Origin of the sequence: Meiothermus sp. Pnk-1 (assembly GCF_003226535.1) — a bacterium.
GTDB lineage: Bacteria > Deinococcota > Deinococci > Deinococcales > Thermaceae > Allomeiothermus.
In genome coordinates this window covers 400,316-425,568 of sequence record NZ_QKOB01000003.1, presented here as the reverse complement: position 1 = coordinate 425,568, position 25,253 = coordinate 400,316, and the positions used below count along the sequence as shown (strand labels likewise).

Annotated in this window: 23 protein-coding genes and 1 pseudogene; 19 read left to right on the top strand and 5 right to left on the bottom strand. The window is 64.2% G+C overall.

Features of this window, described 5'->3' with window-relative positions; translation table 11 throughout:
* Window positions 1-3 precede the first annotated feature (3 nt).
* The 5 genes from DNA98_RS06835 to DNA98_RS06815 all read left to right on the top strand — a co-directional run bounded on the left by DNA98_RS06835 (window position 4) and on the right by DNA98_RS06815 (window position 4,110).
* Window positions 4-894: a branched-chain amino acid ABC transporter permease gene (locus DNA98_RS06835; protein WP_110528077.1), complete on the top strand. Its 891-nt coding sequence runs from the start codon at window positions 4-6 to the stop codon at window positions 892-894.
* A complete protein-coding gene (locus tag DNA98_RS06830) occupies window positions 870-1,829 on the top strand; it encodes a branched-chain amino acid ABC transporter permease (RefSeq protein WP_174720050.1) in 960 nt (319 codons plus the stop codon). The genes DNA98_RS06835 and DNA98_RS06830 overlap by 25 nt, the downstream gene beginning before the upstream one ends.
* Window positions 1,822-2,553, top strand: coding sequence for an ABC transporter ATP-binding protein (locus tag DNA98_RS06825; RefSeq protein WP_110528074.1), 732 nt, complete (start codon window positions 1,822-1,824; stop codon window positions 2,551-2,553). The genes DNA98_RS06830 and DNA98_RS06825 overlap by 8 nt, the downstream gene beginning before the upstream one ends.
* Before the next feature lie 84 nt (window positions 2,554-2,637).
* On the top strand, window positions 2,638-3,342 hold the full coding sequence (locus tag DNA98_RS06820; RefSeq protein ID WP_110528069.1) for an ABC transporter ATP-binding protein: 705 nt from the start codon (window positions 2,638-2,640) through the stop codon (window positions 3,340-3,342).
* Window positions 3,343-3,351: 9 nt separating this feature from the next.
* On the top strand, window positions 3,352-4,110 hold the full coding sequence (locus DNA98_RS06815; protein WP_110528067.1) for a 3-hydroxybutyrate dehydrogenase: 759 nt from the start codon (window positions 3,352-3,354) through the stop codon (window positions 4,108-4,110).
* Window positions 4,111-4,276: 166 nt separating this feature from the next.
* On the opposite strand, the pseudogene DNA98_RS06810 reads toward DNA98_RS06815, so the two are convergent.
* Window positions 4,277-5,910 (bottom strand): annotated as a pseudogene (locus DNA98_RS06810) (IS1634 family transposase).
* Between the two features lie 213 nt (window positions 5,911-6,123).
* On the opposite strand from DNA98_RS06810, the gene coxB reads away from it, so the two are divergent.
* The 11 genes from coxB (at window position 6,124) to aspS (ending at window position 15,757) form a co-directional block, all read left to right on the top strand.
* Window positions 6,124-6,945, top strand: a complete 822-nt coding sequence (coxB, locus tag DNA98_RS06805) for a cytochrome c oxidase subunit II (protein ID WP_110528064.1) — start codon at window positions 6,124-6,126, stop codon at window positions 6,943-6,945.
* 53 nt (window positions 6,946-6,998) lie between these two features.
* Window positions 6,999-8,753, top strand: a complete 1,755-nt coding sequence (locus tag DNA98_RS06800) for a cbb3-type cytochrome c oxidase subunit I (protein ID WP_110528061.1) — start codon at window positions 6,999-7,001, stop codon at window positions 8,751-8,753.
* Between the two features lie 3 nt (window positions 8,754-8,756).
* A complete protein-coding gene (locus DNA98_RS06795; protein ID WP_110528058.1) occupies window positions 8,757-9,365 on the top strand; it encodes a cytochrome c oxidase subunit 3 in 609 nt (202 codons plus the stop codon).
* 24 nt (window positions 9,366-9,389) lie between these two features.
* Window positions 9,390-10,067: a cytochrome c oxidase subunit 3 gene (locus tag DNA98_RS06790; protein ID WP_110528055.1), complete on the top strand. Its 678-nt coding sequence runs from the start codon at window positions 9,390-9,392 to the stop codon at window positions 10,065-10,067.
* Between the two features lie 27 nt (window positions 10,068-10,094).
* On the top strand, window positions 10,095-10,439 hold the full coding sequence (locus DNA98_RS06785; protein ID WP_110528357.1) for a cytochrome C oxidase subunit IV family protein: 345 nt from the start codon (window positions 10,095-10,097) through the stop codon (window positions 10,437-10,439).
* Between the two features lie 12 nt (window positions 10,440-10,451).
* Window positions 10,452-10,769 carry a hypothetical protein gene (locus DNA98_RS06780; protein ID WP_129865679.1) on the top strand — a complete coding sequence of 106 codons (318 nt, stop codon included), beginning with the start codon at window positions 10,452-10,454 and terminating at the stop codon, window positions 10,767-10,769.
* Window positions 10,753-11,157 carry a hypothetical protein gene (locus DNA98_RS06775; RefSeq protein WP_110528049.1) on the top strand — a complete coding sequence of 135 codons (405 nt, stop codon included), beginning with the start codon at window positions 10,753-10,755 and terminating at the stop codon, window positions 11,155-11,157. Before DNA98_RS06780 ends, DNA98_RS06775 begins: the two co-directional genes overlap by 17 nt.
* Window positions 11,158-11,161: 4 nt before the next feature.
* A complete protein-coding gene (gene trmFO / locus DNA98_RS06770; protein ID WP_110528046.1) occupies window positions 11,162-12,493 on the top strand; it encodes a methylenetetrahydrofolate--tRNA-(uracil(54)-C(5))-methyltransferase (FADH(2)-oxidizing) TrmFO in 1,332 nt (443 codons plus the stop codon).
* 359 nt (window positions 12,494-12,852) lie between these two features.
* Window positions 12,853-13,329: an SRPBCC family protein gene (locus tag DNA98_RS06765; RefSeq protein WP_110528044.1), complete on the top strand. Its 477-nt coding sequence runs from the start codon at window positions 12,853-12,855 to the stop codon at window positions 13,327-13,329.
* A 255-nt stretch (window positions 13,330-13,584) separates the two neighbouring features.
* Window positions 13,585-14,352: a TatD family hydrolase gene (locus DNA98_RS06760; protein ID WP_110528041.1), complete on the top strand. Its 768-nt coding sequence runs from the start codon at window positions 13,585-13,587 to the stop codon at window positions 14,350-14,352.
* A gap of 133 nt (window positions 14,353-14,485) precedes the next feature.
* A complete protein-coding gene (gene aspS, locus DNA98_RS06755) occupies window positions 14,486-15,757 on the top strand; it encodes an aspartate--tRNA(Asn) ligase (protein WP_110528038.1) in 1,272 nt (423 codons plus the stop codon).
* Here the strand turns inward: aspS and murJ are convergent.
* From murJ to DNA98_RS06735, 4 genes are all read right to left on the bottom strand, one after another.
* Window positions 15,747-17,225, bottom strand: coding sequence for a murein biosynthesis integral membrane protein MurJ (gene murJ / locus DNA98_RS06750; RefSeq protein WP_110528035.1), 1,479 nt, complete (start codon window positions 17,223-17,225; stop codon window positions 15,747-15,749). The two genes, aspS and murJ, sit on opposite strands and share 11 nt — an antisense overlap.
* A gap of 320 nt (window positions 17,226-17,545) precedes the next feature.
* Window positions 17,546-20,260 (bottom strand): AAA family ATPase, encoded by a 2,715-nt coding sequence (locus DNA98_RS06745; RefSeq protein ID WP_110528031.1) that lies wholly within the window; start codon window positions 20,258-20,260, stop codon window positions 17,546-17,548.
* A gap of 20 nt (window positions 20,261-20,280) precedes the next feature.
* Window positions 20,281-21,441, bottom strand: a complete 1,161-nt coding sequence (locus DNA98_RS06740) for an exonuclease SbcCD subunit D (RefSeq protein WP_110528028.1) — start codon at window positions 21,439-21,441, stop codon at window positions 20,281-20,283.
* Window positions 21,442-21,476: 35 nt separating this feature from the next.
* Window positions 21,477-22,181, bottom strand: a complete 705-nt coding sequence (locus tag DNA98_RS06735) for a hypothetical protein (protein WP_110528025.1) — start codon at window positions 22,179-22,181, stop codon at window positions 21,477-21,479.
* Between the two features lie 227 nt (window positions 22,182-22,408).
* Between DNA98_RS06735 and pyrR the strand changes: the two genes are divergently transcribed.
* Genes pyrR through DNA98_RS06720 form a run of 3 tightly spaced genes read left to right on the top strand, consistent with a single transcriptional unit; the run spans window position 22,409 to window position 25,252 of the window.
* A complete protein-coding gene (gene pyrR / locus DNA98_RS06730; RefSeq protein ID WP_110528021.1) occupies window positions 22,409-22,948 on the top strand; it encodes a bifunctional pyr operon transcriptional regulator/uracil phosphoribosyltransferase PyrR in 540 nt (179 codons plus the stop codon).
* A gap of 27 nt (window positions 22,949-22,975) precedes the next feature.
* Window positions 22,976-23,920: an aspartate carbamoyltransferase catalytic subunit gene (locus DNA98_RS06725; RefSeq protein WP_110528019.1), complete on the top strand. Its 945-nt coding sequence runs from the start codon at window positions 22,976-22,978 to the stop codon at window positions 23,918-23,920.
* 24 nt (window positions 23,921-23,944) lie between these two features.
* Window positions 23,945-25,252 (top strand): dihydroorotase, encoded by a 1,308-nt coding sequence (locus DNA98_RS06720; RefSeq protein ID WP_110528015.1) that lies wholly within the window; start codon window positions 23,945-23,947, stop codon window positions 25,250-25,252.
* Window position 25,253 lies beyond the last annotated feature (1 nt).

Here is a 25,253-nt window from a genome sequence, read left to right as displayed (position 1 = left end):
TGTATGGAGCTGCTGCTGCAAACCCTCATCAACGGCGTGCTGGCCGCCGGGATCTACGCCTTGGTGGCCAGCGGGCTGGCCCTGGCGGTGGGCGTAGTGGGCATCGTCAACTTCGCCCACGGCGAGTTTTTGATGATCGGGGCCTTCGTCTCCTACTGGATGTTCAGCTACTTTGGCCTCGATCCCCTCCTCTCGCTGGGCATCGCTGCGCTGGTGGTCTTTTTGGTAGGAGCGGCCAGCTACTATGGCCTGATCCGCCCCGTCCTTGCCGCGCCCGAACTCAACCAGATGCTCCTGACCTTCGGGCTCTCGGTGGCTTTGCAGAACGTGGCGTTGCTGGTGTTTGGGGCCCAGACCCGGGTGGTGAGCCCCCCCTACCAGGGCAGCACGATCAGCCTGGCCGGGCTCTCCTTTGGGGTTCCCCAGTTCGCGGCGTTTTTGCTCTCGTTGGGCATACTGGGCGGGCTTTACGGGTTCTTAGGCCGCACCCGCCTGGGCTTCGCGGTGCGGGCGGTGGCGCAGAACCGGGTCGCGCCGGGGCTTTTGGGGATCGAGAAAGAGCAGGTGTACCTGCTGGCCTTCGGCCTTAGCGCGGCCATTGCCGGGGTGGCGGGGGTAATGCTCTCGGTGGTGCTATATGCCTCGCCCACGGTGGGCTTCGCCTATACCCTCAAGGCCTTCGCCATCGTGGTCATGGCCGGGCTGGGCAACCTGCGCGGGGTGATCCCCGCGGCGATCATTCTGGCCCTGGCCGAAGCCCTCGTAAGCACTTACCTGCCGGGCGGAGGGGGCTGGGTGGAGGCGGTGTTCTTCCTGGTGATCTTCGTGGCGCTCACCTGGCGTAGCTGGCAGGAGGTCTTCGCGAGGCGATGGAAGCGCGGGAGGGCACTTTGATCCTGGTCGGGATGGTACTCCTTTTGGCCCTGTTTCTGCCGGGGCTGCCGCTGGGGGCATGGCGGGCCTTTCTGCTCGACACGGCGCAGTTCGCCTTCATCGTTACCGGGCTAGCCCTCTCCTGGGATCTGCTGGCCCGCACCGGTCAGCTCTCCCTGGCGCACGGGGCGTTCTTTGGGCTGGGAGCTTACGCGGCGGCCTTGGCGGCCCCAGGGCTGGGGACGATCCCTGCGCTCTTGGTAGGGATGGCCATAGCTGCCGCCTCGAGCCTGCTGCTCGGCCTCGCTACCTTACGCCTACAGGGGATGTACTTCGCCATCGCCACCTTGGCCTTCTCCGAGGTGATGCGCACTCTGGTGCTCAAAGCCCAGTTCACCGGGGGCTCCATCGGCCTGCCGGTGCCGCCCGCTTTCGGGGGGCAACTCCCGCTGGGAGGCTACTACCTGGCGGTGACGGTGCTAGCGGGGTGCGCACTGGTGAGCCTGGGGGTGAGCCAAAGCCGCCTCCACTATGCGATGGCCGCCACCCGCCAGGGGGAGGCCGTGGCGCGGGTGCTGGGGGTGCCGGTGGTGCGGGTCAAGCTGCTGGTGTTTGCCATTTCAGCGGCCTTAGCCGGGCTCGCGGGCGGGGTGTATGGGATGAAAACCCTCTTTCTCACCCCTTACGACGCCTTTGGGCTGGCGCGGGCCGTGGAGGCCCTGGTCATCCCCATCTTCGGCGGGCTCTACACCACGGCGGGGCCGCTTGTGGGCGGGATCTTGCTGGTGGGGCTCGAGACCTGGCTGCGCCTGCGCATCGGCGAGGGATATCTGGTGGTGTACGGGGTGATCCTCGTACTGACCATCCTCTTCCTGCCCAAAGGGCTCGTCGGGTTGGTCAGATCTCGCTCCAAACCCATCCCCAGCTCGAGCCCGCAGGGGGAACAGCATGTCTAGCGCGGTCGTGCTGCAACTTTCCAGGGTGACCAAGCGCTTTGGCGGGCTGGTGGCGGTCAACAACGCGAGCCTCGAGGTGCGCCAGGGCGAGATCCTGGCGGTGATCGGGCCCAACGGGGCCGGCAAGAGCACCCTCTTGAACCTGATCAGCGGGCTCTACCCCACTGACGCTGGCACAATACGTTTTCTCGAGGCCGACATCACCCTCCTTCCGCCCGAGCAACGCACCTGGCGGGGCCTGGGCCGGGCTTTCCAGATCGTGCAGCCCTTCCCCGAGATGACCGTGCGGGAAAACCTATTGGTAGGCGGCATCTATGGCAAGCCGCAAACCCCCTTGAAAACTGCGCACGAGGTGGTGGAGAAGGTGCTCAGGCTGACCGGCCTGGAGCCCAAAGCCGAGACCCCGGCGGGCGAGCTGACCCTGCTCGAGGACAAGCGGCTGGAGATGGCCCGGGCGCTTTGCACCCAACCCAAGCTGCTCCTGCTCGACGAGGTGATGGCCGGGCTACGGCCTGCCGAGGCGATGGAGGCGGTCGAACTGGTCAAGAAGGTCCGCGCCAGCGGGGTCGCGATCCTGTTCATCGAGCACCTGATGCCGGTGGTGCGGGCGCTGGCGGATCGGGTGGTGGTGATGGACTATGGCCAAGTCATCGCTGAAGGTCGCTACGACGAGGTGGCGCAAAACGCCAAAGTGCGCGAGGCGTATCTGGGGAGGAGCGCGTGAACCGAGAGGTCATACGCCGTGCGCCGAATTGTGTAGGACGTATGACGCGCGACGTACGACCGAACTGCAGGGCCGGAGGCCGAGATGAAGCTTAGCGTCCGCGACCTCACCGGCGGCTACGCCAAGGCCCAGGTGCTCTTCGGGGTGAGCCTCGAGGTCTCCCAGGGCGAGCTGGTGGCGCTGCTAGGCGCCAACGGGGCCGGCAAAACCACCCTGCTGCGCACCGTTTCCGGGCTGATGCGGCCCTGGGGCGGGAGTGTACGGCTAGATGGGCGCGACCTCGGCGGGCTCTCCGCCGCAAAACGCGCCCGGCTGGGCCTGGGGCACGTCCCCGAGGGGCGGCAGCTCTTCCCTCTCATGAGCGTCGAGGAAAACCTCCTGTTGGGAGCAGCTTTCCTGGCTTGGGAAGGTCGGCAGGAGAACCTCGAGCGCATCTATGCCCTCTTCCCTCGCCTGGCCGAACGGCGCAGGCAACTGGCCGGGACCATGTCCGGCGGCGAACAGCAGATGCTGGCCATCGGGCGGGCCCTGATGGGGCGGCCCAAGCTTTTGATGGTGGACGAACCCAGCCTGGGCCTCTCCCCCAAGCTGGCCGAGGAGGTGCTCCTGACGCTCTCGAGGGTCAAGGCGGAGGGCATCGGGGTGCTTTTGGTCGAGCAGAACGTGGCCATGAGCCTGGAGGTGGCCGACCGAGGGTATGTGATGGAGCACGGCAAAGTGATGCTCTCGGGTCTGGCAGACCAGCTCGTGCGCGACGAAGGCGTGCGGAAAGCGTATCTGGCTCTATAGGATAAGGCTATGCAGCTGCAAGGAAAAACCGCGCTGATCACCGGGGCCGGGAGTGGTATCGGCAAGGCCATCGCCGAGGTCTTTGCCCGCGAGGGCGCCAAGGTCATCCTCAACGACCTCTCCCCAAGCGGCGGAGAGCTCGCCCGGGCGCTGGGAGGAAGCTTCATCCAGGCTGACCTCTCGCGCCAAGAAGCGGTCGAGGAGCTCGCCCGGAAGGCGCTGGAGGGAGGCCCGGTGGACATCTTGGTCAACAACGCCGGGCTCCAGCGCATCCACCCGGTAGAGGAATTTCCCGAGGAAACCTGGAACCTGATGCTCCAGGTACTCCTAAGCGCGCCCTTCCAGCTCATCAAGTACACCCTGCCAGGGATGAAGGCTAAGCGCTGGGGCCGTATTCTCAACATCGCGAGCCTGCACGGCCTGGTGGCCAGCCCCTTCAAGTCGGCGTACATCTCGGCCAAACACGGGCTGCTGGGCCTCACCAAAACCGTCGCGCTGGAGGTGGCCGAGTACGGCATCACCTGCAACGCGATCTGTCCCGCCTACGTCAATACCCCCCTCGTCCAGGCGCAGATCGCCGACCAAGCCCGCACCCTACACATCCCTGAGAGCGAGGTGGTGGAGAGGGTGATGCTGGCCCCGGCAGCCATCAAGCGCTTGATCGAGCCCTGGGAGGTAGCCGAATACGCCCTGTTCCTGGCCTCCGACAAAGCTGGGGCCATCACCGGGTCGGCCCAGGTCATCGATCTGGGCTGGACAGCCCGCTAGAGCGAAGCTTCTTCACGGTTAGTGGGCCGGTAACAAGATTTGTGTAGTTTTTGGAGCAAGCTCTACGGGGGTGGTACCCCGCACCCTGCCTTTGGCGTATGACGTAGGACGTGGGAGCCGCAAAATGCCCCGAAAATCATACTAGAGCCCACATTCCGCACCCCCCTCACTCCAGGAGGTAATATCGCTCCACCCTCAGAAGCCGCACCACCTTCTCATGGTCAGGGGAGAGGTTGAGCACCAAGACCCTGCCCTCAAGCACCACCAGGCGGACCCACATGAAGTACTGGAACATCCACCGCAGGGTGGGCCTCTCCGTGGGCTTCCCCTTCTGGTCCGGCACCCGCACCCCCTCTTCCCCGAGCCGCCGCCTTAGCTCCCACTCCCCAAGGGCGTAGACCAAAAGGGCTACCGCCATCACCATCCCCAAGGCCATCACCCGCTCCGGCCGCTTGAGGTAGGTGCTGGAGGCAAAGAACAAGGGGTCCTTGAGAAAGCGGAAGCCCCGCTCCACCGTCTTGCCCTGCTCCTTGTACCTCACCAGCACCTCCCGGGCCGGAAGGGCCTCTCGGTCCAGCACGTTGGTCGCCAGGAGAAAGCGCCCAAGCCCCCGCCGCGCCTGGGCCACCTTCCCCTCGTCCACCTCCCCCCGCGCCAGAAGCCGGTAGCTCACCCCCAAAGCCCCCTCCCCCTTCCTCGGCCTCCCTACCCGGCCCCGCCGCCTCTCCTCCCGCAACCCCAGGAAGACCAGCCGGTGGTAGGCCAGGGAGGCGCTGGCCGCCTCCAGGGCCCTCCGGGCGTCCTCCTCGCAGGCAAAGCGCCGGGCAAGGAGGCGCCTGAGCACCCTCCCCGCCTCCTCCTCCCCCCGCTCCACCTTGCGCGCCAGGGCCTCTTCCGCTTCCCTCCGCCGCGCCTCGCTCTCCACCAAAAGCCACCGCTGCCGCACCCCGTAGGTCACCTCCACCTCCAGGCCCCGGTACCCAGGGAGAAGGGGAAGCCACTGAGTACCGGCATCGCCGGGCCGCTGGTGCGGCTTCACTGCCCCCTCCGCCACCTCCTTCCCCAAGAGGGCCTGGGCCTCCTTCAGGGTGGCGGGGACCCGCAGGATCCACCCAAACCCCTCCAGGGCCAGGAGGTTCTCCCGGCTGTAGCTGGCCCCGTCCAGCACCACCACCTCCCCCAGGTCCAAGGCCTCCCGGTACCGGGCCACCAGAAAGACCAGGGTCTCCCGGTCCGCCTGGTTCCCGTCCCCCGGGGCGTAGAGCAGGGGGATGCCCCCCGTGTCCGCGCACACCAGGTTCATCACCCACTGCCTCAGGTCGGGCCGGTGGTCCCGGCTGTACCCGTGGACGATGCGGATGGCCCGGGGCTCTTCCTCTCCTCCCGCCTCCCCCTCCGTCCTCTCCTCCCCATAAGCCCCGTGCACGTGGAAACTGCTGGAGTCCACGTGCAGAGCGTGGACAGGGAAGGGGAAGGCTTTCTTGGCCGCCCCCACGATCCCCAGAAACACCTCCGTCACCCCCGCCTCGTACACGGCCCATGCAGTCGTCGTTCAGAAGCTCGGGGGTGGTCTGTGGGCTTGCCCTGGAAGAAGTGGCCGAAGAGGTAGAGGGGGGAGGCCACGAAGCCCAAGGCGTTAAGGACGGCGGCTTTGAGGGCCATGCCGGTGGAGACCTTCTCCTGTGGCCTGGGCCCCACCTTCTGATCCACCACCCCCACCAAGCCGATGCGGTCCATGATGCCGGCCACCAGGCCCAGATGGGCCAGGTCGTAAACCTGGAGCGCGGGTGTGGGTTCCACCCCAAAATCCTAAGGCCGGAGGGGAGGGGTGCGGAATATCGGCTAGAGCCAGTGGTCTGGTAACAAGATTCACGCTAAAGATGTTCCATCCCGCTTAGCGTCTTGCGTACAGCGTAGTGCAAAAAATCACGAAAAGGCTGTTTGAAACAGTACGGCCGGCCATTCACAATCCATAAAGTCAGCGCTAAACTTTTAAGGATAAAGGAGCTGACAATGCAAGCTCTGGCGGTGGCCCTCACCCTGGTTGCTATGATTGTGGCGACGATCTTTTTGACCGTCGCTAAGGTGTGGTGGTTCGCCCCCTTGGCCTCTAATTGGGGGTCGCTCGATACCCTCATCGTCATCACTTTTGCCGTTACCGGTTTGGCGCTGGTGGGGGTCAATCTCTTCATCGCCTACTCGGTGTACTATCACCGTGCCCAGAAGGACCGCAAAGCGCTCTTCTTCGTGGATAATCCCCGGCTGGAGTGGGGGTTGATCGCGGTCACTACCGTAGGGATTGTGGTGTTGTTGGGGCCTGGGCTTTACTACTACGCCCAGCTCATCCGCCCCCCGCAAAACCATATGGTGGTAGAGGTGCTGACCCAACAATGGCTATGGAGCTATCGTTACCCGGGTAAAGACGGTGTCTTGGGCCCGGCCAGCATCAAACGTTTCACCCCGGCCAACCAGTTCGGCTTAGACCCCCAGGCCCCCGCCAGCCAGGACGACATCCCCGTGCTGGGTGGCCCGTTGGCTTTGCCTGTAGGCCAGCCGGTGTTGCTGCGAATGCGCTCCAACGATGTGATCCACAGTTTTTATGTCCCAGAGTTCCGGGTTAAGTGGGATGTCGTGCCGGGGATGGTCACCGAGGTATGGTTTACCCCCACCAAGACTGGCGAGTTCCAGGTGATCTGCGCTGAGCTATGCGGGGTGGGGCATTACAGCATGGTGGGGAAAGTGGTGGTGATGGAGCCAGACGCTTTCCAAAAGTGGCTCTCTGAGCGCCCTACCGTGGCTCAGATATTTGGCCCCAGCCCTAAAGCCCAGCGGTAGCCCGCACTCGAGCGCCTGGCGTGCTTCAGACGAGAGAGGAGGGGAGTAAAGGAATGGCGCACTACAACCCTGGCTATCACGATCACTACGTCGGCCCGGAACCCAAAAGCTGGTGGACCCGGTATGTATTCTGCCAAGACCACAAGGTCATCGGAATCCAGTACGCCCTCACCGCGCTCTTTGTAGGAGCGGTGGGAATGGTGCTTTCCTGGGGCATGCGCTTGCAGCTAGGGTTTCCCGGCCAGTTCTCCTTCATTGACCCCAGCCGCTACTACCAGGCGGTAACCCAGCATGGGATGATCATGGTGATCTACTTGCTGACGGCGTTTTTGCTGGGGACTTTTGGCAACCTCCTGATCCCCCTCATGCTGGGGGCCAGGGACATGGCTTTCCCCTTCGTCAACATGCTCAGCTACTGGGCTTATCTGCTCTCCGTGTTAGTGCTGCTGGCGAGCTTCTTTGTTCCGGGCGGCCCTACCGGGGGTGGCTGGACCCTCTATCCCCCTCAGACCATCCTCAAAGGAACCCCAGGTTCGGACCTAGGCATCGTGCTGATGCTGGTCTCGCTGATTCTGTTCATCATCGGCTTCACCATGGGTGGGCTCAATTACGTCACCACCGTGCTGCAGTTGCGCACCAAAGGCATGACCCTGATGCGGATGCCGCTTGCGGTATGGGGGATTTTTGTGGCGACCATCCTGGCCTTGCTGGCTTTCCCAGCGCTCTTTGTGGGCTGCATAATGCTGCTCCTCGACCGGTTGGCGGGCTCTTCGTTCTTCATCCCGACCATCGTACAGTTCGGCCAACTCCAGCCGCACGAGGGGGGCAGCCCGCTTTTGTTCCAGCACCTCTTCTGGTACTTCGGCCATCCCGAGGTCTACATCGTGATTCTTCCGGCGATGGGGGTGATTTCCGAGATCATCGCGGTGCACGCGCGCAAACCGATCTTCGGTTACCCCATGATGGTGCTCTCGATTTTGGTGATCGGGGCTTTGAGCTTTGTGGTATGGGCCCATCACATGTACACCAGCGGGATGAATCCTTACTTTGGTTTCCTCTTTGCCGTGACCACGCTAATTGTGGCCATACCTTCTGCGGTTAAGGTGTTCAACTGGGTGCTGACGTTATGGCGGGGCAACATTCACCTCACCACCCCCATGCTCTTCGCCATCGGCTTTCTCAACACGTTCTTGATCGGTGGGCTGACCGGGCTCTTCTTGGGCAACGTAGTGCTAGACTTTCCGCTTCAGGACACCTATTTCGTGGTGGCGCACTTCCACATGGTGATGGGGGTGGCAGCCATCGTGGCGATCTTCGCCGGGATCTACCACTGGTTTCCCAAGGTGACGGGTCGGCTGATGAACGAAACCCTGGGTAAGATTCACTTTTGGGTTACCTTTGTCGGTACCTACGCGATTTTCCTCCCGATGCACTACATCGGCCTCACCGGGGTTCCCCGCCGCTACTACGATTTCAATAACCTTCAGTTCGTCCCCGAATCGGTGCATAGCCTCGAGCGCTTTATCACCGTGGTGGCCCTTATCGTGGGGGCGGCCCAGCTGCTTTTTGCCTACAACCTGGTGCATAGCATCTTCTGGGGCAAGCATTCAGGGCAAAACCCCTGGCGTGCAGCCACCCTGGAGTGGGTGGCCCCCACCCCAGCCCCCCATGGCAACTGGGGCCCGGTACCCCCTCCAGTGGTGTACCGCTGGCCTTACGACTATAGCGTGCCTGGCGAGGCAGAAGACTTTATCCCGCAGAATCGGCCCACCCTCCAACCTCAGGCTGCGGGCGGCGGAGGTGAGTAGGCTATGCCCCAAGTGAAAGAGCGGGATAGCCTTGGCGGGGTCCACCACCGCGGAGGCCGGGGATCAGGCGGCGGGGGAGGGGATCCTCCCCCTGGAGCCTTCCCTCTACCCACCGCGAAGATCGGGGTATGGATCTTGTTAGCGATAGTCACGGTGATGTTCTCGGCCCTGGTGAGCGCTTACCTGGTGCGGATGGGCTTACCGGACTGGAAAAGCAGCCCTAAGCCGGGGCTTTTATGGCTCAACACCGCGGTGCTGGCTTGCTCGAGCCTGTTTTTCCAACGGGCTGCTTGGGCTGCCCGCAAAGGAGAGGCGCAGGGGGTCCGCACCGGGGTGCGGCTGGGCGGAGTCCTGGGGGGGCTCTTTATCCTGGGGCAACTGCTGGCCTGGAGGCAGCTGCAGAGCCTGGGCTTTGGGATGAGCAGCAACCCCTCCTCGAGCTTCTTCTACCTGATCACCGCCCTGCACGGCCTGCACCTGGCCGGCGGTCTGGTGGCCTGGGCAGCGGTGAGCGCCCGCCCCACCCCCCTCAGGATTGAACTTTGTGCCCTCTACTGGCACTTTCTGCTGGCGGTCTGGGCGGCGTTATACGGGCTGTTGCTATTGACTTGAGGCGCAGGCAAATGAGGAGGCGGCGTGGAGCGACACCCTAAGCAAACCCTAAAGGGCCCCAGCCAACTGGTGAGCGATTGGGCCAGCGACCTCTCGGCCTTCAAGGTGGTCTGGGGCAAGGCCATGATGTGGATCTTCCTGCTCTCCGACACCTTCATCTTTGGCTCGTTTATCACCAGCTACGCCTCGGCCCGGCTAGCGGCCAGCACAACCAACTCCTGGCCTTCCCCTAAAGAAGTATTTGCTTTGCACATCGGCGAGACCGAAGTCCCGCTTTTGCTTATCGCCATCATGACGGTAGTGCTGATCAGCTCGAGCGGAACCATGGCCATCGCGGTCTATCACGCCTACGCCAAACGTAAGGTGCAGACTGCCATATTCATGGTGCTCACCGCCCTGCTAGGCCTGACCTTCGTCTCGATGCAGGCGTTTGAGTGGACTCACCTCATCGTGGATCTGGGCTTCCGCCCCTGGGGCAATCCCATGGGCGCACCCCAATTCGGCTCTTCCTTTTTTATGCTCACCGGCTTCCACGGCCTGCACGTAACCATCGGGGTGATCTACCTCACCGCGGTAGCGGTGCGGGTGCTAAAAGGGGTTTACGACCGGGGCAGTTACGTGGGTGTGGAAATTTGCGGGCTCTACTGGCACTTCGTGGATTTGGTGTGGGTTTTCATCTTCGCGTTCTTCTACCTGTTCTAAACCGTGCACCGGGCCAAGGGAGGAAACATGGAATACGCCGAAACCCCCGCGAGCACAACCAAAGGCGAGCAGCACCAGCCGATAAGGGTCTACCTTATCGTGTGGGGTCTGCTCTTCGTGTTGTCGGCGATGTCTTATTTCCTGGATTACTTCGATGTGCACCCGGACTGGCTGCGGCACTTCCTGATCACCGCCTTTGCCCTGATCAAAGCCGCGCTGATCGTGGGGTTTTTCATGCACATGCGCTTTGAGCGGCTGGGCTTGATCCTGGCGATCCTGTTGCCGCCTTTACTGCTGATGGCCTTGGTAGCGATCCTGCTCCCCGAGGGCAACTACGTGGCCGGGGTGCGGGAGCTCTTTTTCGGGCGATAGGGGGAGGAGCCGGTGCGCCGGATGGTTCTGGCCCTTTCGTTGGCGGTGGGATTCGCCGCTGGGGCCCTGTGGTGGAGCGTGCGGGCGGGGGTCGCGGCGGGGTTTAGGGAACCCTACCTTTTGACCGAGGGCATCCCGACCTCTCTCTGCACGCTCGCGCAGGATTCGGGGTCGGAGGTAAGCGCTGACGTAGGTATGGGTCATGCCTGGGGGCTTGGATTGATGGTACCCGTCCCTTTCCTTCTGGTGGGGGTGCTGGGGTATTTACTGTACCGCTCCGGGCTGGGAAACCGCCCCGCCAAGGATGGTTTCGATGAATGGGATAGTTGAAGCTTTGATTCTGGCGGCTGCTGAAGGGGCTCATAGCACCGATGCCAAGACCCTACAGATCGTAGGTTTCGTGGTGGGCGTGATGAGCGGTCTGGGGGGGGCCGTGGTGGGAGCGGTGACGGGGGTCTTGGTCTGGATCCGGACCAGCAGCCGGTTGAAGGGTATCTTGAGCGGGGTCTTCTGTGGGGCCCTGATGGGGGCCTTGGTGGGCTTGGCCCTCGGGGCCGCCCTCTCCCACGAGGTAGGGGGAGCTGCGGGGGCTGCGATCGGGCTTGTAGGCGGAGGTGTCGGAGGCTTCATAGGAAGCAGCCTAGGGACGATGGGGAGGATCTTAAGCAGCTTGAGGGGTCAACCCCAGGATCGGCCGGCCCGAGACGCGCTAGAGTAGAAGGATGGACCGTATTCATGTCATCGGAGCCGGGTTGGCTGGGTCGGAGGCGGCTCTGGCTGCTGCCCAATCGGGCGTGAGGGTTCGCCTTTACGAGATGCGCCCACACAGGATGACCCCGGCCCACCGTACCGGGGGTTTTGCCGAGTTGGTCTGCTCGAATAGCCTGGGCGGGGAGGGGCCGAACAACGCCAAGGGACTCTTGCAGGCCGAGATGCGCTCGGCGGGCTCGGTAGTGATGAGGGCCGCGGACTTGCACCGCATCCCGGCTGGGGGGGCTTTGGCGGTTGAGCGCGAGGGGTTTTCGGCCTTCATTACCCAGGCCGTCTCGAGCCACCCCTACATCGAAGTGGTCCGCGAGGAAATCCCTGAGATCCCTCAGGGGATCGTGGTGATCGCTACCGGTCCGCTCACCTCCGACGCCCTGGCGGCCCATCTGCAATCGCTGATTGGGGAGGAGTTTTTGGGGTTTTACGACGCGGCGGCCCCGGTGGTGCTGGGAGAGAGCATCAACCTCGAGGTTGTGTACCGCGCCGGCCGATACGGACAAAGCGCCGATTACCTCAACTGCCCCTTGACCGAGGAGGAGTACGCTCGCTTTTACGAGCTGCTGACGCAGGCGAGAAAGCACACCCCCCACGACTGGGAGCACCTGGAGTTCTTCGAGGGCTGTATGCCCATCGAGGAGCTAGCCCGGCGCGGCTATCAGACCCCGCGGTTTGGCCCCATGAAGCCGGTGGGCCTGCCCGATCCGCGTACCGGCAAGGAGCCTTTTGCGGTGGTGCAGCTGCGCGCGGAGGACCCGGCGGGGCGGATGTGGAGCTTGGTAGGCTTCCAGACCGGACTCAAGTGGGGCGACCAAAAGCTCTTGGTGCAGAGTATCCCCGGGCTCGAGCATGCCGAGATCGTGCGCTATGGGGTCATGCACCGTAACACCTACCTCAACGCCCCTCGGCTCATCCACCCCACCCTGCAGCTACGCCAACACCCCGAGTTGCTGGTTTGCGGGGTGCTCTCTGGGGTGGAGGGCTACTTGGAATCCGCCGCGACTGGCTGGCTGGCCGGGGTAAACGCGGCGCGGCTGGCCTTGGGCGCAGAGGCCGTCGTCCCTCCCGAGACCTCCATGCTGGGTGGGCTGGTTCGTTACCTGGCCACGGCCAACCCCCAAGGTTTTCAACCGATGAACGCCAGCTGGGGTTTGGTTCCTGCTATCGAGAGCAAAGCCAGCAAGGCCGAAAGGCGCCTGCAGATGTACCACCGGGGGTTGCAAGCGTTTGTAGGATGGCTCGAGGCGGTCGTTTCACCTCGCCACCAACACCCCACGGGGAGCCTTTAGTGCTCCGGAAAGGCGCACCAGAGGCAACACGCTAAAGCAGAAAAGCGGGCTAACCGCGTCACCAGCCTGCCTCCAGGGTCCCACAAGCCGAGAACCTTCCGGAGAGCGCTTAGCCCACTGCCGACCGCGCGTCCTCCGCAATAAGGCGTGCGCCGTGGAAGCCAATAGACGTACGCCCGGAGAAAACCCTTTCCGCAAGAGGGTACGCAGCGACTGGAAAGGTATAAGTTGACTCCATTCCAGAACAATTTGCAACACCGTCACAATTCGGGACAAATGTCCCGATTATTTTATAGAGAACACCCCGGGTAGACCCTCTTTGCCCACAGTCCCAAAGCTTGGGTTGCAGGAGGTGTGGAATGCGCTTCGAAGAGGACCTCGAGATCGTAATTGCCGCTCCGGTCGAAGTCGTTTGGGAAGCATTCCAAGACTTCTCCAGCTGGCCCCGCTGGTCCACTTACCTCAAGGAGGTCAAGCGCCACGGCGAAGGATGGATGTTCCGGGCTCGGGGTATGCCTCCGGTAGATCTAGTTTGGACCGCTCGAGCGGTGGAGCGCGAAGCCCCTCGTTATGTCCGTTTTGCCAGCATCGAAGGAGCCGAACACGACTTGGTGGTAGAGGGATCGGTGTGGTTCGAGCCTACCGAAAACGGCAGCCGCGTTAGGCTTCATTTCGAGGGTCAACCTCACTTCAAGTCCCCCCTGATGAACCGGGCGGCCGACATTTACGCCAGCATGTTTGGCGAACCCCACAAGCTTTTGAAAGTAACTCTAGAGGAGTTCAAACGCGAGGTTGAGGCCCGGGCATCAAGCAAAGCGACCTCTTCTCTTGCATGAGCGGATATACATCTAGGGCCGCATAGCGGCCCTAACGCGAATTACGTCGTACGCTATACGCAAAACGCCAGAGGCTAAACGCGGGGGTAGATTCCCTAGCGGGACGGGCGATGCCCGTACACCTAGGGGACCGATCTCCTTCGTACGAAGGACGTGTGACGTACCACGTCTGACGTGCGGTCAGCGCTACCAGGCCCCTAGGCAACGTTCCTTACGCTCCAATGCCCTCTTCCCCTCCCCGATACCCTAGTCCGCGTGACCGACACCCACTGCCACTTGGACTACCTAGAAGCAGGCGAACTCGAGGCTGCCCTCCATGCAGCGCGCGACTTCCGCGCCCTCCTAACCATCGGCACCGACCCGGTGAAAAACCGCAAAGCCCTCGAAATCGCCGCGAAAACCCCCAACGTCTGGGCCGCCGTCGGGCTACACCCCACCGAGGCCGAGCAGCTCTCCTCCCACCTCGAGGCCGACCTGAGCGAACTCGCCCGGCACCCCAAAGTGCGGGCTATCGGCGAAAGTGGGCTGGATTTTTACTGGAAACCCGAAACCCGTTCTGCCCAGTACCGGGCCTTGGACTTCCAAGCCCAACTCGCCCAAAGCCGGGGCCTCCCCCTCATCTTTCACGTCCGCAGCGCCAAAGGCAGCGACGACGCCGAGCGCGAGCTGGCCGAGTGGCTCCGGCTCCACCGCCCTCCCCGGTTCGTGCTCCACGCCTTCGGGGGGCATAAGCAACTGCTGCAGGTGGGCTTGGAGCTCGGGGGCTACTTCAGCTTCGCCGGGTCCCTCACCTACAAGAAGAACGACACCCTGCGAGATGCCGCCCGGCAGGTGCCGCTCGACAGGCTGTTAGTAGAGACCGACAGCCCCTTTCTCCCCCCCGAGCCACACCGGGGCAAGCGCAACCATCCGGCCCTGGTGCGCCACACCCTCGAGCAGCTGGCCGCGCTGAGGGAGATGGAAAGCCGAGCGATGGAGCACCTCACCGATGAAAACGCCCAGCGGTTGTTTGCCTTCGCTTGACCCGGAGGAAGCCTGCCCGTAGACTCTCTAGCAAGATGTGGGGTCGTAGGGACGACAATTCCTAAGCGGGGGAATAGGCAAACGCCCCCCGGCCCGCCCTTGCGCCGGGGGGTTTTCGATGAGGAGCAAAGCGATGTCGAGAGTACTGGCAAGCGAAGTACCCCATCACGTCGGGGAGCAGGTTAGCCTGCTGGGCTTTTTGCACTGGAAGCGCGACCTGGGGGGCATCCAGTTCGCCCTCCTGCGTGACCGCAGCGGGATCGTGCAAGTAGTGGTGGAGAAGGGGGTGAACCTCCCCCTGGCCGAGTCGAGCCTACGGGTAACGGGCAAGGTGGTGGAAAACGCCAAAGCCCCCGGCGGCTATGAGGTGCTGGCCAACGGGATCGAAGTGGTGTCGGCGGCCCTCGAGCCCTCCCCCATCGAGATCCCCAAGGAAGAGTGGCGGGTCAACCCAGAGACCCTACTCGAGTACCGCTACGTGAGCTTGCGGGGGGAGAAAGCCCGGGCCGCCCTAAAGGTGCAGGCGGCCTTGGTGCGCGGTTTCCGCAACTACTTGGATGCGCAAGGGTTCACCGAGATCTACACCCCCAAGATCGTCTCGGCGGGGGCCGAGGGGGGGAGTAACCTCTTCGGGGTGGATTACTTCGAGAAACGGGCCTACCTAGCCCAATCGCCCCAGCTCTACAAGCAGATCATGGTGGGGGTCTACGAGCGGGTCTACGAGGTGGCCCCGGTCTTCCGCGCCGAAGAGCACGCCACCAGCCGCCACCTGAACGAATATCTGTCGCTCGACGTGGAGATGGGCTTCATCCAAGACGAGTTCGAGGTTATCGACCTCGAGGAGAACCTGCTGCGGGCCATGCTCGAGGAGGCCCGGCAGGCTACGCCCAAGCAGCTGGCGATGCTCGAGGTGGAGTGGCCCAACACCCAAGAGATGCCCCGGCTCTCTCACGCCGAAGCTCGGCGCATCCTGCGCGAAGAGCTTTCTATGCCGGTTGGCCAGGATTTCAACGAGGAGGCCGAGCGGGCGTTGGGGGCTTACGCCAAGGAGCGGTGGGGGGTGGACTTCCTCTTCGTCACCAAGTACCCCGAAGTGGCCCGACCCTTTTACGCCTACCCCGAGGGAAACGGGGTGACGCGGGGCTTCGACCTGTTATTCCGCGGGCTGGAGATCACCTCGGGTGGGCAGCGGGTGCACCAGTACGAGGTTTTGGTCGAGCAACTAAGGAAAAAAGGCAACGACCCGGCGAACTTCACAGGCTACTTGGAGGTGTTCAAGTACGGGATGCCCCCCCACGGCGGGTTCGCCATCGGGGCGGAACGGCTCACCCAGAAGCTCTTGGGGTTGCCCAACGTGCGCTATGCGCGGGCCTTCCCCCGCGACCGCCACCGGCTCACCCCCTGAGCGACAGCCGCAGGGCTCGAGCCACCCCCACATACACCAAAAGCCCCACCCCCCCGGCTACGACCAAGGCCGGGAGGTCGTGAAAAAAATTCTGCGGCGGCCCGAAGAGGCGGGCCACGAAGTAGGCCGGAGCTCCCGAGATGAGGGCTGCGAGGCCCACCCGGGCCAGCAGAAAAACCAACCAGCCCAGGCGCAAATGCCCAAAAATTCCTAATCGGCGGGCGTAGAGTAGCATCCCGACCAAACCGGCCAATACCGTCGCGGCGTTGAGCAGATAGAGGCTTTGCCCTTTGAGGAGCCAGTAGCCCAGGGTGTTCAAGAGCACCACCAGCACCGAGATGCGCACCGCCCGCTGGACTTCCCCTACCGCATAGAACCCTCGCACCAAGAGGGCGTTGAGGCCCCAGGGGAGGAGGGAAAAACTGAAAGTGAGCAGGAAGAGGGTGGTGAGCTCGCGGTTGGCCTGGGTGAAGTTCGCGGTCCAGGCGAAAACCGAGGCCAGCCAAGGAGCCAACCAACCCATCAGCGCAGAGGCCAGCCCTAGCAGAACCGCTACCCGAGCGATCATCCCCTCAAGGAGGCGGTTGAAGCCGGGAAGGTCTCCTTTGGCATATAGCTCGGACATGCGGGGATACGCGGCCATCGCCGGGGAAACCGCCAGTACCCCCAAAGCGGTGAGGTAGACCAGCTCGGCGTTGTAAAAACCGGTCACGGTAGCTTGCGGGTAAAAGGTCAGGATATTCACCAACACCAAGTTCAGAACCTGGCGGGTGGAGGTGGTGAAGACAAAAGGACCCATCCGGGCCAGAGCGCGCCCAAGAGCGGGGTGGGGCCTGAACTCGAGGCCAAACCCCCGCAGGTAAGGAAGCTGCACCAATGCCTGCAAGAATCCCCCTACCGTGACCGAGAGCCCCAGCATCACCGGGTCGCCGGGCCACAGGAGCATCAAGGCCATCGAGCCCAGGTTGAAAGCCAAGGGGCTGAAGCTGCTGGCCCCGAAGCGCTCGTCGGCCTGGAGGAGCGCGGTGAACAGGGCCGACATCGAGATGCCCAGCAGGAAGGGCAAAGCCAGCCGCATCAGGAGCACCACCGTCTGGAAGTTCTGCGGCTCTCGCAGGTGGGGGCTGCCCGGCGAGATCAGGAGCCCGGCCAGCCAAGGGGCCGCCGCCCAGCACAGCCCGATCACCGCCAGGTTGAGCCCCAGCAACAAGGCCCCGAAGCGGCGGGCGAACACCGGAACCTCCGCGTCGGGCAAGGATTTGAGCACCGGGATCAGGGCGTTTTGCACCCCGCCCTCGGCCAGCAGCTCGCGGAAGAGGTTAGGCACCCGGTAGGCCACGTTGAAAGCGTCCTTGAGGGTATCCGAGGCGTAGGCGTTATTGAAGACGATCTGGCGCAATACCCCCAGCAGCCGGCTGGCTAGGGTGCCGATCATGACCACCACGGAGTTACGAAAAATACGGGTCATGCGAACCCCGCCCGAGGCGTTCCGCCAAATGCAAGCCAAGGCCTATCGGTTACGCCCCCTGTGGGGGGCCCCAACAATAAGGACGGATCAAGCGGATTCCCCTTCATACCCCAAGAGCCAAACGACCTACAGCATACCCGCCCCCCAGCGCGAGCCCAAGCTGTACCTCGAGAGGCGTATTTTCGCCGAGCGAAGCGAGGGGTGGCGTATTTTCGCCGAGCGAGACGCCTCTTTCACCGCCGGTAGGCGGGGTAGCGAGACGCTTGTTTCGGCGCAAGCCGTGGGGTGGCGTATTTTCGCCGAGCAAAGCGAGGGGTGGCTTAACGCTCGAGCCAGCGCAACCGACTCCCCGAAGGGTGCTTGTCCACCACCAACCGGGCCGGGAGCCGCTCGGCTAGGGCTTCGACATGGGTGACGATCCCCACCAGGCGGCCTCGGGTGGGCAAGGCTTCTAAAACCCCGGCTACTTGTTCCAACGTCTCGGCGTCCAGCGTTCCAAAGCCTTCATCGAGGAATAGCGCCCCGATCCTACCCCGCGAGAGGTGTTCCGAGAGCGACAACGCCAGCGACAACGAGGCCAAAAAGCTCTCCCCGCCGGAGAGGGTGCGCACCGGGCGGACGGCATGTATCCAGCGGTCTTCCACCGCGTACTCCCCCCCATCCAAGCAGAAGCGGTAACGCCCGCCGGAGAGTTCGCCCATCAGCTCGGTGGCCCGCTGCAAGAGCCCGGTCTGGTAGCGCTCGAGCAGATAATCCTGAAAGCGGTCACCTTGCAGGTCCCGGGCCAAGCGTTCCCATAGATCTACGGATTGGCTTAGCTTGGCCTGTTCGCCTTGGATCTCGCGTTTGCGCTTGAGCTGCCCTTCCAGCCGATCCAGATCGCCCTCGAGCCCCACCCGCCGCCCGTGGACCTCCTTGGCCCGCGCGCGCAGCTCGTCCAGCCTGCCCTTCGCCTCCCGCACCGCCTCCGGCCCCACCAGCGGCTGCCCGATGAGTTCGGCAGTGAGCACCTCGAGCCGCTTGGTCGCGTATTCTTTGTCCTTCTGGTGGCTCTCGATGCGCTGGGTTAGCGAGTCACGCTCCGCCGGGCTCAGCTGGGCTTTACGTACCTCGTCAGGACCGGTAAACCCGGCGTTTCGCAGCGAGATCGAGAGGCTTTGCTCAAGCCGAGCCAGCCCGCTTTCGGCGGCTTTGGCGGCCTCCTCGGCGGCCAGGTGTTTGCGCTGGGCTTCGGCCAGGCGCTGCTCGGCCTCTTCCAGGCGGCTTCTGGTGGCCTCGAGGTCGGAGGCCTTCTTCTGCAACGCGGCTTTGAAGCGGCCTACCGCCTCCCCGCCGGTCGCGGCCCGGAGTTGGGCGGCCAACCCGGCCAGCATCCGCACCCGTTCCTCCGCGAGCGACTCCGGCGAACCGAAGAGCCCGGCTTTGAGCTGCTGCACTTCCCCCGCCAACTTGTCCCGCTCCTGCTGGCGGGCCGCGAGCCGCTGCGCTTCCTCGGGCAGGCTCTCGCTAAGGGCCTTGAGCGAGCCGCGCTTCTCCTGGTAAGCGCCGCGCAGCTCTTGCAACTGCTGGTCGGTACGGGCTAGCTCGAGCCGCAACCCCTCCAGATCCGGAAGGGGGGCCTCGGGGGGGAGCGCCGCCACCGGCTGCGCACACAACGGGCAGGGCTCTCCCGCGCGAAGCAGGTGCCGGTGGAGCAGCACCCCGGCCTTTTGCTGCGCCGCTTCGAAGGCTGCCTTGGCGGCCTCGTGAACCTTGGCCGCCTCCTGTCCCAAGGCCTTGAGGCGCTCCAGCTCCCGCTCGAGCCCGTCCCGCTCCGCTTGGCGTCTGCGCAGACGGGCTTGCTCTTGGGCGAGCTCACCCTCGAGTTGAGCCAGCCGCCCCTCGAGCTTTTCCACCTCCCCCCAGGCGCGCTCGGCTTCTCCTATCGCTTTGAGCCGGTCTTCATCGAAAGATAGGGGGGCAGGATGCCGGAGGTTCAGGTTTCCGCCGTGGCGCATGAGCGATTTTTCCCACGCCTCGAGCAGCGGGAGCCGGGCCAGTTCGGCCTTGGCCGCCTCGAGCGCGGCCAGGTCGTAGCCGGCCTCGAGGCGGCTGAGTTCGGCCTGCAAGCGCTCAGCCTCGGAGCGTGCCCGATCGGCGTGAGTTCTCGCTTGGTGGGCCTCGCGCTGGGCAGCCTCGAAGGCTTCCACCTGGGGCAACACCCGCTCCGCGGCTTGGGCCCGCTCGAGCCGGAGCTTGAACTGAGCAAGATCCGTCGCTTCGACCTCCAGGCGCTTCAGGGTGCGCTGCATGCGCTCCCACTCCTCGAACTTCTGGGCCAGTTCCTCACGCCGCTTTAGGTCGCGCTCGGCCTGGGCCACCTGGGCCTCGAGGGAGCCCTCTTCGCGCCTGAGCTTTTCGATCTCTTCGCGCAAGGCCTCGAGCCGACCTTCCTCGGCCTCTTCTAGAGCCAGAAGCTCTCCTTCCAGCAGCTTCAGCCTTTCCCGAGCCTCCCGCAGGTGCTCGCCCACCCGCTCGCGCATCGCCTTGAGGCGCTCCAGGCCGTAGAGCTTGATCAGGGTCTCGCGGCGGTCCTTGGCTGCCCCGCGTAAAAAGAGGTCGAACTGGCCCTGCGGCAGCAAAATGGCACGGGTGAAGGTGTCGTAGTCCATGCCGAGCAGATGGGCGATCTGGGCATCTAAGGTCTTGGCCTTCTCAGAGGAAAGGTGCACCCGCCAAGTCCCATCCTGGAGGTACTCGAGCCGGTGCTGGTTGTCCTTGCCCAGCACCCGCACCACCCGCCAGACCTGCTCGGCCACGCCGAACTCGAGCTCGACCCGGGTATGGGCCGCGCCGGGATGCCTGAGTTCGGAAAATCCCTTGGCCCCGATGCGCGGGGTCTGCTTGTAGAGGGCGTAGGTGATCGCGTCCAAAAGGGTACTTTTGCCCGAGCCGGTGGGGCCGGTGATGGCGAATAGTTCCACCTCGTCAAAGAGGATTTCCTGCGGCTCGAGGTAAGCCCCAAAGCCTTCTACACGGAGTCGGAGAGGTCGCATGGATCTCCTTTGGAAAGCGGTCAGATCGCCGCTTCGGCAGCGTGGACTTCCTCATAAACCTGGCGAAACGCCGAGAGCAGGGCTTCGTCGGGCTCGCCGCCATAGGTGTCGCGGACGTAGCTGGTGTAGGTATCGGCCCAGTCGAGTTCCTCTGGCATCGGCGCGACCGGGGGGGTGGCTGCGGATTCCGGGGTGTGGAACTCGACCTCGAGCAGCCCTGGAAACTCCTTGAACAGCCGCTCGCGCAAAGCCGCGTTGCCCCGGCCTTCCAGCACCAGCTTGGCGTAGCCCCCCCAGGTGGCCAGCTCGTCCAGGCGGCGCTCGAGGTGTTCCAGTTTGATGCGGAAGGTCTTGAGGGGCTTGCCCCAGCGGGCCTCAACGGGGTGAACCCTGGGCGGGGTCCCCGGTTCAACCTCGATGAGGAGGGCTCCTCGTGGGGCGTTTTCCCCTTCCCCGAAGTCGAGCTGCACCAGCGAACCCGGATACCAGGCCACCGGGGCTTCCGAAACCTGCTGCTGGCGATGGATATGCCCCAAGGCCACATAGCTCAGGCTGGTAGGAAAGATGCTGGGCGAGACCGCGTAGCTATTGCTACAGTAAAACTGAAACTCCCCACCCCCCAGCCGCGAGCCCTCCACGGTGAGGTGACCCATGATCAGCTTCACGCCCGCGGCGTTCATCCCGGCGCAGAGGTTGTCCACCACCCGGCGCATCCCGTCGGCGTAGATCCCTTTCCACTGGGTTCCCTCCCCCTCCAGAAGCATCTGGGCCTTGACCAATCGGCGCTCGGAGAGAAAGGGAAGCAACGCGGCTTGACCACCCGGGAAGCAGACTACCCCCCCCTGGCCGGAGAGCCGCACCTCCCCCCGCACCGTAGTCCCCGCCAAGGCAAGCAGCGGGGCGAGGGCCTCGAGCCGCTCCCGGGGGTCGTGGTTCCCCGCGATCACCCAGGCCGGAACCTGGAGTTCGTGCAGCCTGTGAAAAAAGCCAAACGCCGCCGCCTCCGCCTCGGCGGAGACCTGAGGCCGGTCGAAGAGGTCGCCCGCCACCAGCACCAGCTCCACCCGTTCGGAACGAACCAGCGATACCAGCTCCTCCAGCGCCGCTGCGATCTCCGGGGTGCGGTCGGTTCCTTTGAGCAGCTTGCCCAGGTGCCAGTCTGCGGTGTGCAGAATGCGCATGGGTCCATTCTATTCGGCCCCGCCCAACCTGGGCATCAGGAGCAGAGCACCTCCGTGTAGGGCTCCTCGCCAATCCGGTGGATGACCTGCTCCACCCGCCCCAACACCCCCTCCATCCCCCGGTACTGGCCCATCAACAAGGTACCGGGGAGGAGCTCGGGCTCGAGCGGAAAGGTATAGCGCCCGCTCTGGGGGGAGGCCCGGGCGACCTTTACCACCCGTTCGTAACGCGGCCACTGCTCTTTCCCCACCCACACCTCTCCCCCGGGAAGCATGCGCCAGTCGCAGTCGAGGGCCAGCACCAAGGCCTCGAGGGCCTGGTAGGCAGGACCAGCCCCACGCACCCAGCGCCGCAGCGGCTCAGAGAGGCTGATCTCCCCGGCCCCCTCGCCTACCTCGGCTAGGATCTCCAGGACCACCCTCGAAGCCCGCACGTTCTCGTAGACCTTGGCGGGGATGACGCGGGAGAGGCCGCCGGTTCCCCCCACCAACCGCACCCGGTACCCTTCGCCCGTAGCCTCGGCGAAGAATACGTGCATGAGAAACTCCGGGCCGAACTCGAGGTCCACACTCACCGACTCCCCTAGCCGTACCGGGCGGCGGCCCTGGCCGGAGGCGGGGAGGTAAAACTCGGCCACCGGACGCCGTACCCGGGGGATCTTGAGAAGCCCGTGGATGACCGGGTGTCCGTTGACGAGCAGCAGACCAAAACCTCCAAAGGGTATGGGTGCCCTTCTCACATTCTGCCCCAAAGCGCGGCCCGGCGAACATGAGCAAAACCTTAATCTTGACGGGGGCAAAGCTTGACGGCCGGTTGGGCGGGGCGTATCTTGGGTAGACCTTTAAGTCCGGCCCCGCGAGGCCGGGAAGGGAGGAAAATGGAGCTTTATCCGCACAGCTCGAGGTTTAGTACGCCTTCGGGCGCCTTTTTTTTGCCGCAGGCCAGAGTCTTTAGCCGGAGGTGCCCATGACCCTCAAGGCCCAGATCATGACCCCGGACGACGTGCGGCGGGCCCTCACCCGCATCGCTCACGAGATCGTAGAGAAGAACAAGGGTACCGAGGGATTGGCGCTGGTGGGCATCCACACCCGCGGCATCCCCATGGCCCAGCGCATCGCCGAGATCATCGAAACCTTTGAAGGGGTGGAGATCCCGGTGGGGGTGCTGGACATCACCCTCTACCGCGACGACCTCTCCGAGATCGGCATCCAGCCCAAGGTGCGCGAAACCCGCATTCCCTTTGACGTCGCCGGGCGCTCCGTCGTGCTGGTAGACGACGTGATCTACACCGGGCGCACGGTGCGGGCGGCCCTCGACGCCCTGGTGGATCTGGGCCGCCCCCAGCGCATCTACCTGGCGGTCATGGTAGACCGAGGACACCGCGAGTTGCCCATCCGGGCGGACTTCGTGGGCAAAAACCTGCCCACCAGCAAAAGCGAGCTGGTCAAGGTCAAGATCAGCGAGACCGACGGAGAGGACGGGGTGGAGCTATGGGAGCGACCGTAGCTCACCCCTCTACCCCCAGGAGGAGCCATGATCGCTGAGCTGACCCAGCAAGCCGCCTTCCCCAAACATCTGCTCGACTTCCAAGGCTGGAATCGCAAGCACATCGAAGACCTCTTTGAAACGGCCAAGCTGATGCAAGAGGTGCTCTCGAGGCCGGTCAAGAAGGTTCCCGCCCTCACCGGGTTCACCGTAGCCACGGTCTTTTTCGAGAATTCTACGCGCACCCGGCTTTCCTTCGAGCTGGCCGCCCGGAGGATGTCCGCCGATGTGCTCTCCTTCAGTGCCGCCACCTCCTCCTTGGCCAAAGGAGAGTCCTACAAGGATACCCTGCTCACCCTGGACGCGATGGGCATTGACGCCTACGTGATCCGCAGCGACGCCGCCGGGATGCCTCACCAGGCCGCCCGGTGGTTGGGAAAACCCATCATCAACGCCGGGGACGGTTGGCGGGCCCACCCCACCCAGGCGCTCTTGGATGCCTTTAGCCTGCTCGAGCGCTTAGGTTCCCTCGAGGGCAAGAAGATCGCCATCGTGGGGGACATCCTGCACTCCCGCGTGGCCCGCTCGGGCGCCGAGTTGCTGCCCATGCTGGGGGCCGAGGTCTGGCTATGTGGCCCGGCGACCCTGCTGCCCGGCGGGCTTCCCAACGTCACGATGACCACCCACCTCCGCCAAGCCCTCCAGGATGCCGACGCGGTGATGGCCCTGCGGCTACAGCGAGAGCGGATGGACAAGGGGCTCCTGCCCAGCGAGCCTGAGTACGTCGCCGGCTATCAGATCACCCAAGAACGCCTGGGATGGGCCAAGCCGGGAGCCCTCCTCCTCCACCCCGGCCCGATGAACCGCGACGTGGAGCTCGAGGGCACCCTAGCCGAGGCTGCCCAAAGCCTCATCGAACGCCAGGTGGCCAACGGCCAGGCGGTGCGGATGGCGGTGCTGTACCACCTGCTGGTGGGGAGAAAAGGCGCTTAGCCAGTTTTTTCGAAAGGAGCATTCGTGCAAGGCGAAATCCTCCTCAAAAACGTCCGGCTGGTGGACGCCTCCGGCGAGCGCGGCCCAGCCGACGTATTGATTGGTGAAGGCAAGATCCTGGCGCTGGACGGTGGAAATGCCCAGCGCACCCTCGATGCCGGCGGGCTCATCCTCTGCCCTGGCTTTTTCGATCCCCACGCCCACCTGCGCGAACCGGGGCAGGAGGTAAAAGAAAACCTCGAGACCGGCCTCACCGCCGCCGCCCGAGGCGGCTACACCGACGTGGTCTCGATGCCCAACACCACGCCCCCGGTAGATCAGCCTGAGGTCGTGGCAGCCCTCATCAAAAAGGCCCGCCAGATCGGCCAGGCCCGGCTCCATCCCGCCGCCGCCCTCACCCAAGGGCAAGAGGGCAAGCTCCTCACCGAAGCCAAGCTGCTCAAGGAAGCCGGGGCGGTCATGCTCACCGACGACGGCAAGACCAATGAAGACGCCGGGGTGCTGGCCTTGGGTCTTACCTACGCGGCCTCCTGGGGCTTGCCGGTCGCGGTGCACGCGGAGGACGCCGGCCTGCGCCGGGGTGGGGTGATGAACGAGGGGCCGGTATCGTTCCGCTTGGGTTTGCCCGGAAACCCAGCCGCGGCGGAAGCAGCCAGGATCGCGCGGGATCTGGAGATCCTAAGCTACGTGTTGGAGCGCCCGGCGCAGGACGCCCGGCTGCATATCCAGCACCTATCCACCGCTCGAGGTCTGGAACTTATCCGCCGGGCCAGGGCCCGGGGCCTGCCCGTCACCGCCGAGGTCGCGCCGCACCACCTCACCCTCACCGACGAGCGGCTGGAAAGCCTCGACCCGGTGTACAAAGTCGCCCCGCCCTTGCGTACCCAAACCGACCGCGAAGCGCTCATCCGAGGTTTGCTGGAGGGCTCGATTGACTGCATCGGCACCGACCACGCCCCTCACACCCAGGCCGAGAAGGAACAGGATTTGCTGCGGGCCCCCTTCGGGATTCCCAGCCTCGAGGTGGCATTCCCGCTCCTCTACACCGAGCTTTGCCTCAAACAGGGCTTCCCTCTAGCCACCCTGATCGAGCGCTTCACCGACGGGCCGCGGCGGGTACTGGGCTTCAGGCCAATTCGCCTCGAGGAGGGCCACGAGGCCAGCCTGACCCTTCTCGATCCCAACAGCGAGCGGGCGGTGGACCCGACCCATTTCGCCTCCAAGGCCAAGTTCAGCCCCTGGGCGGGGTGGCGGCTCTCCGGTTGGCCGGTGATGACCCTGGTGGAAGGACGCGAGGTCTTCGTCCATCCGAGCCTTACGGTAGGGGCCTGAT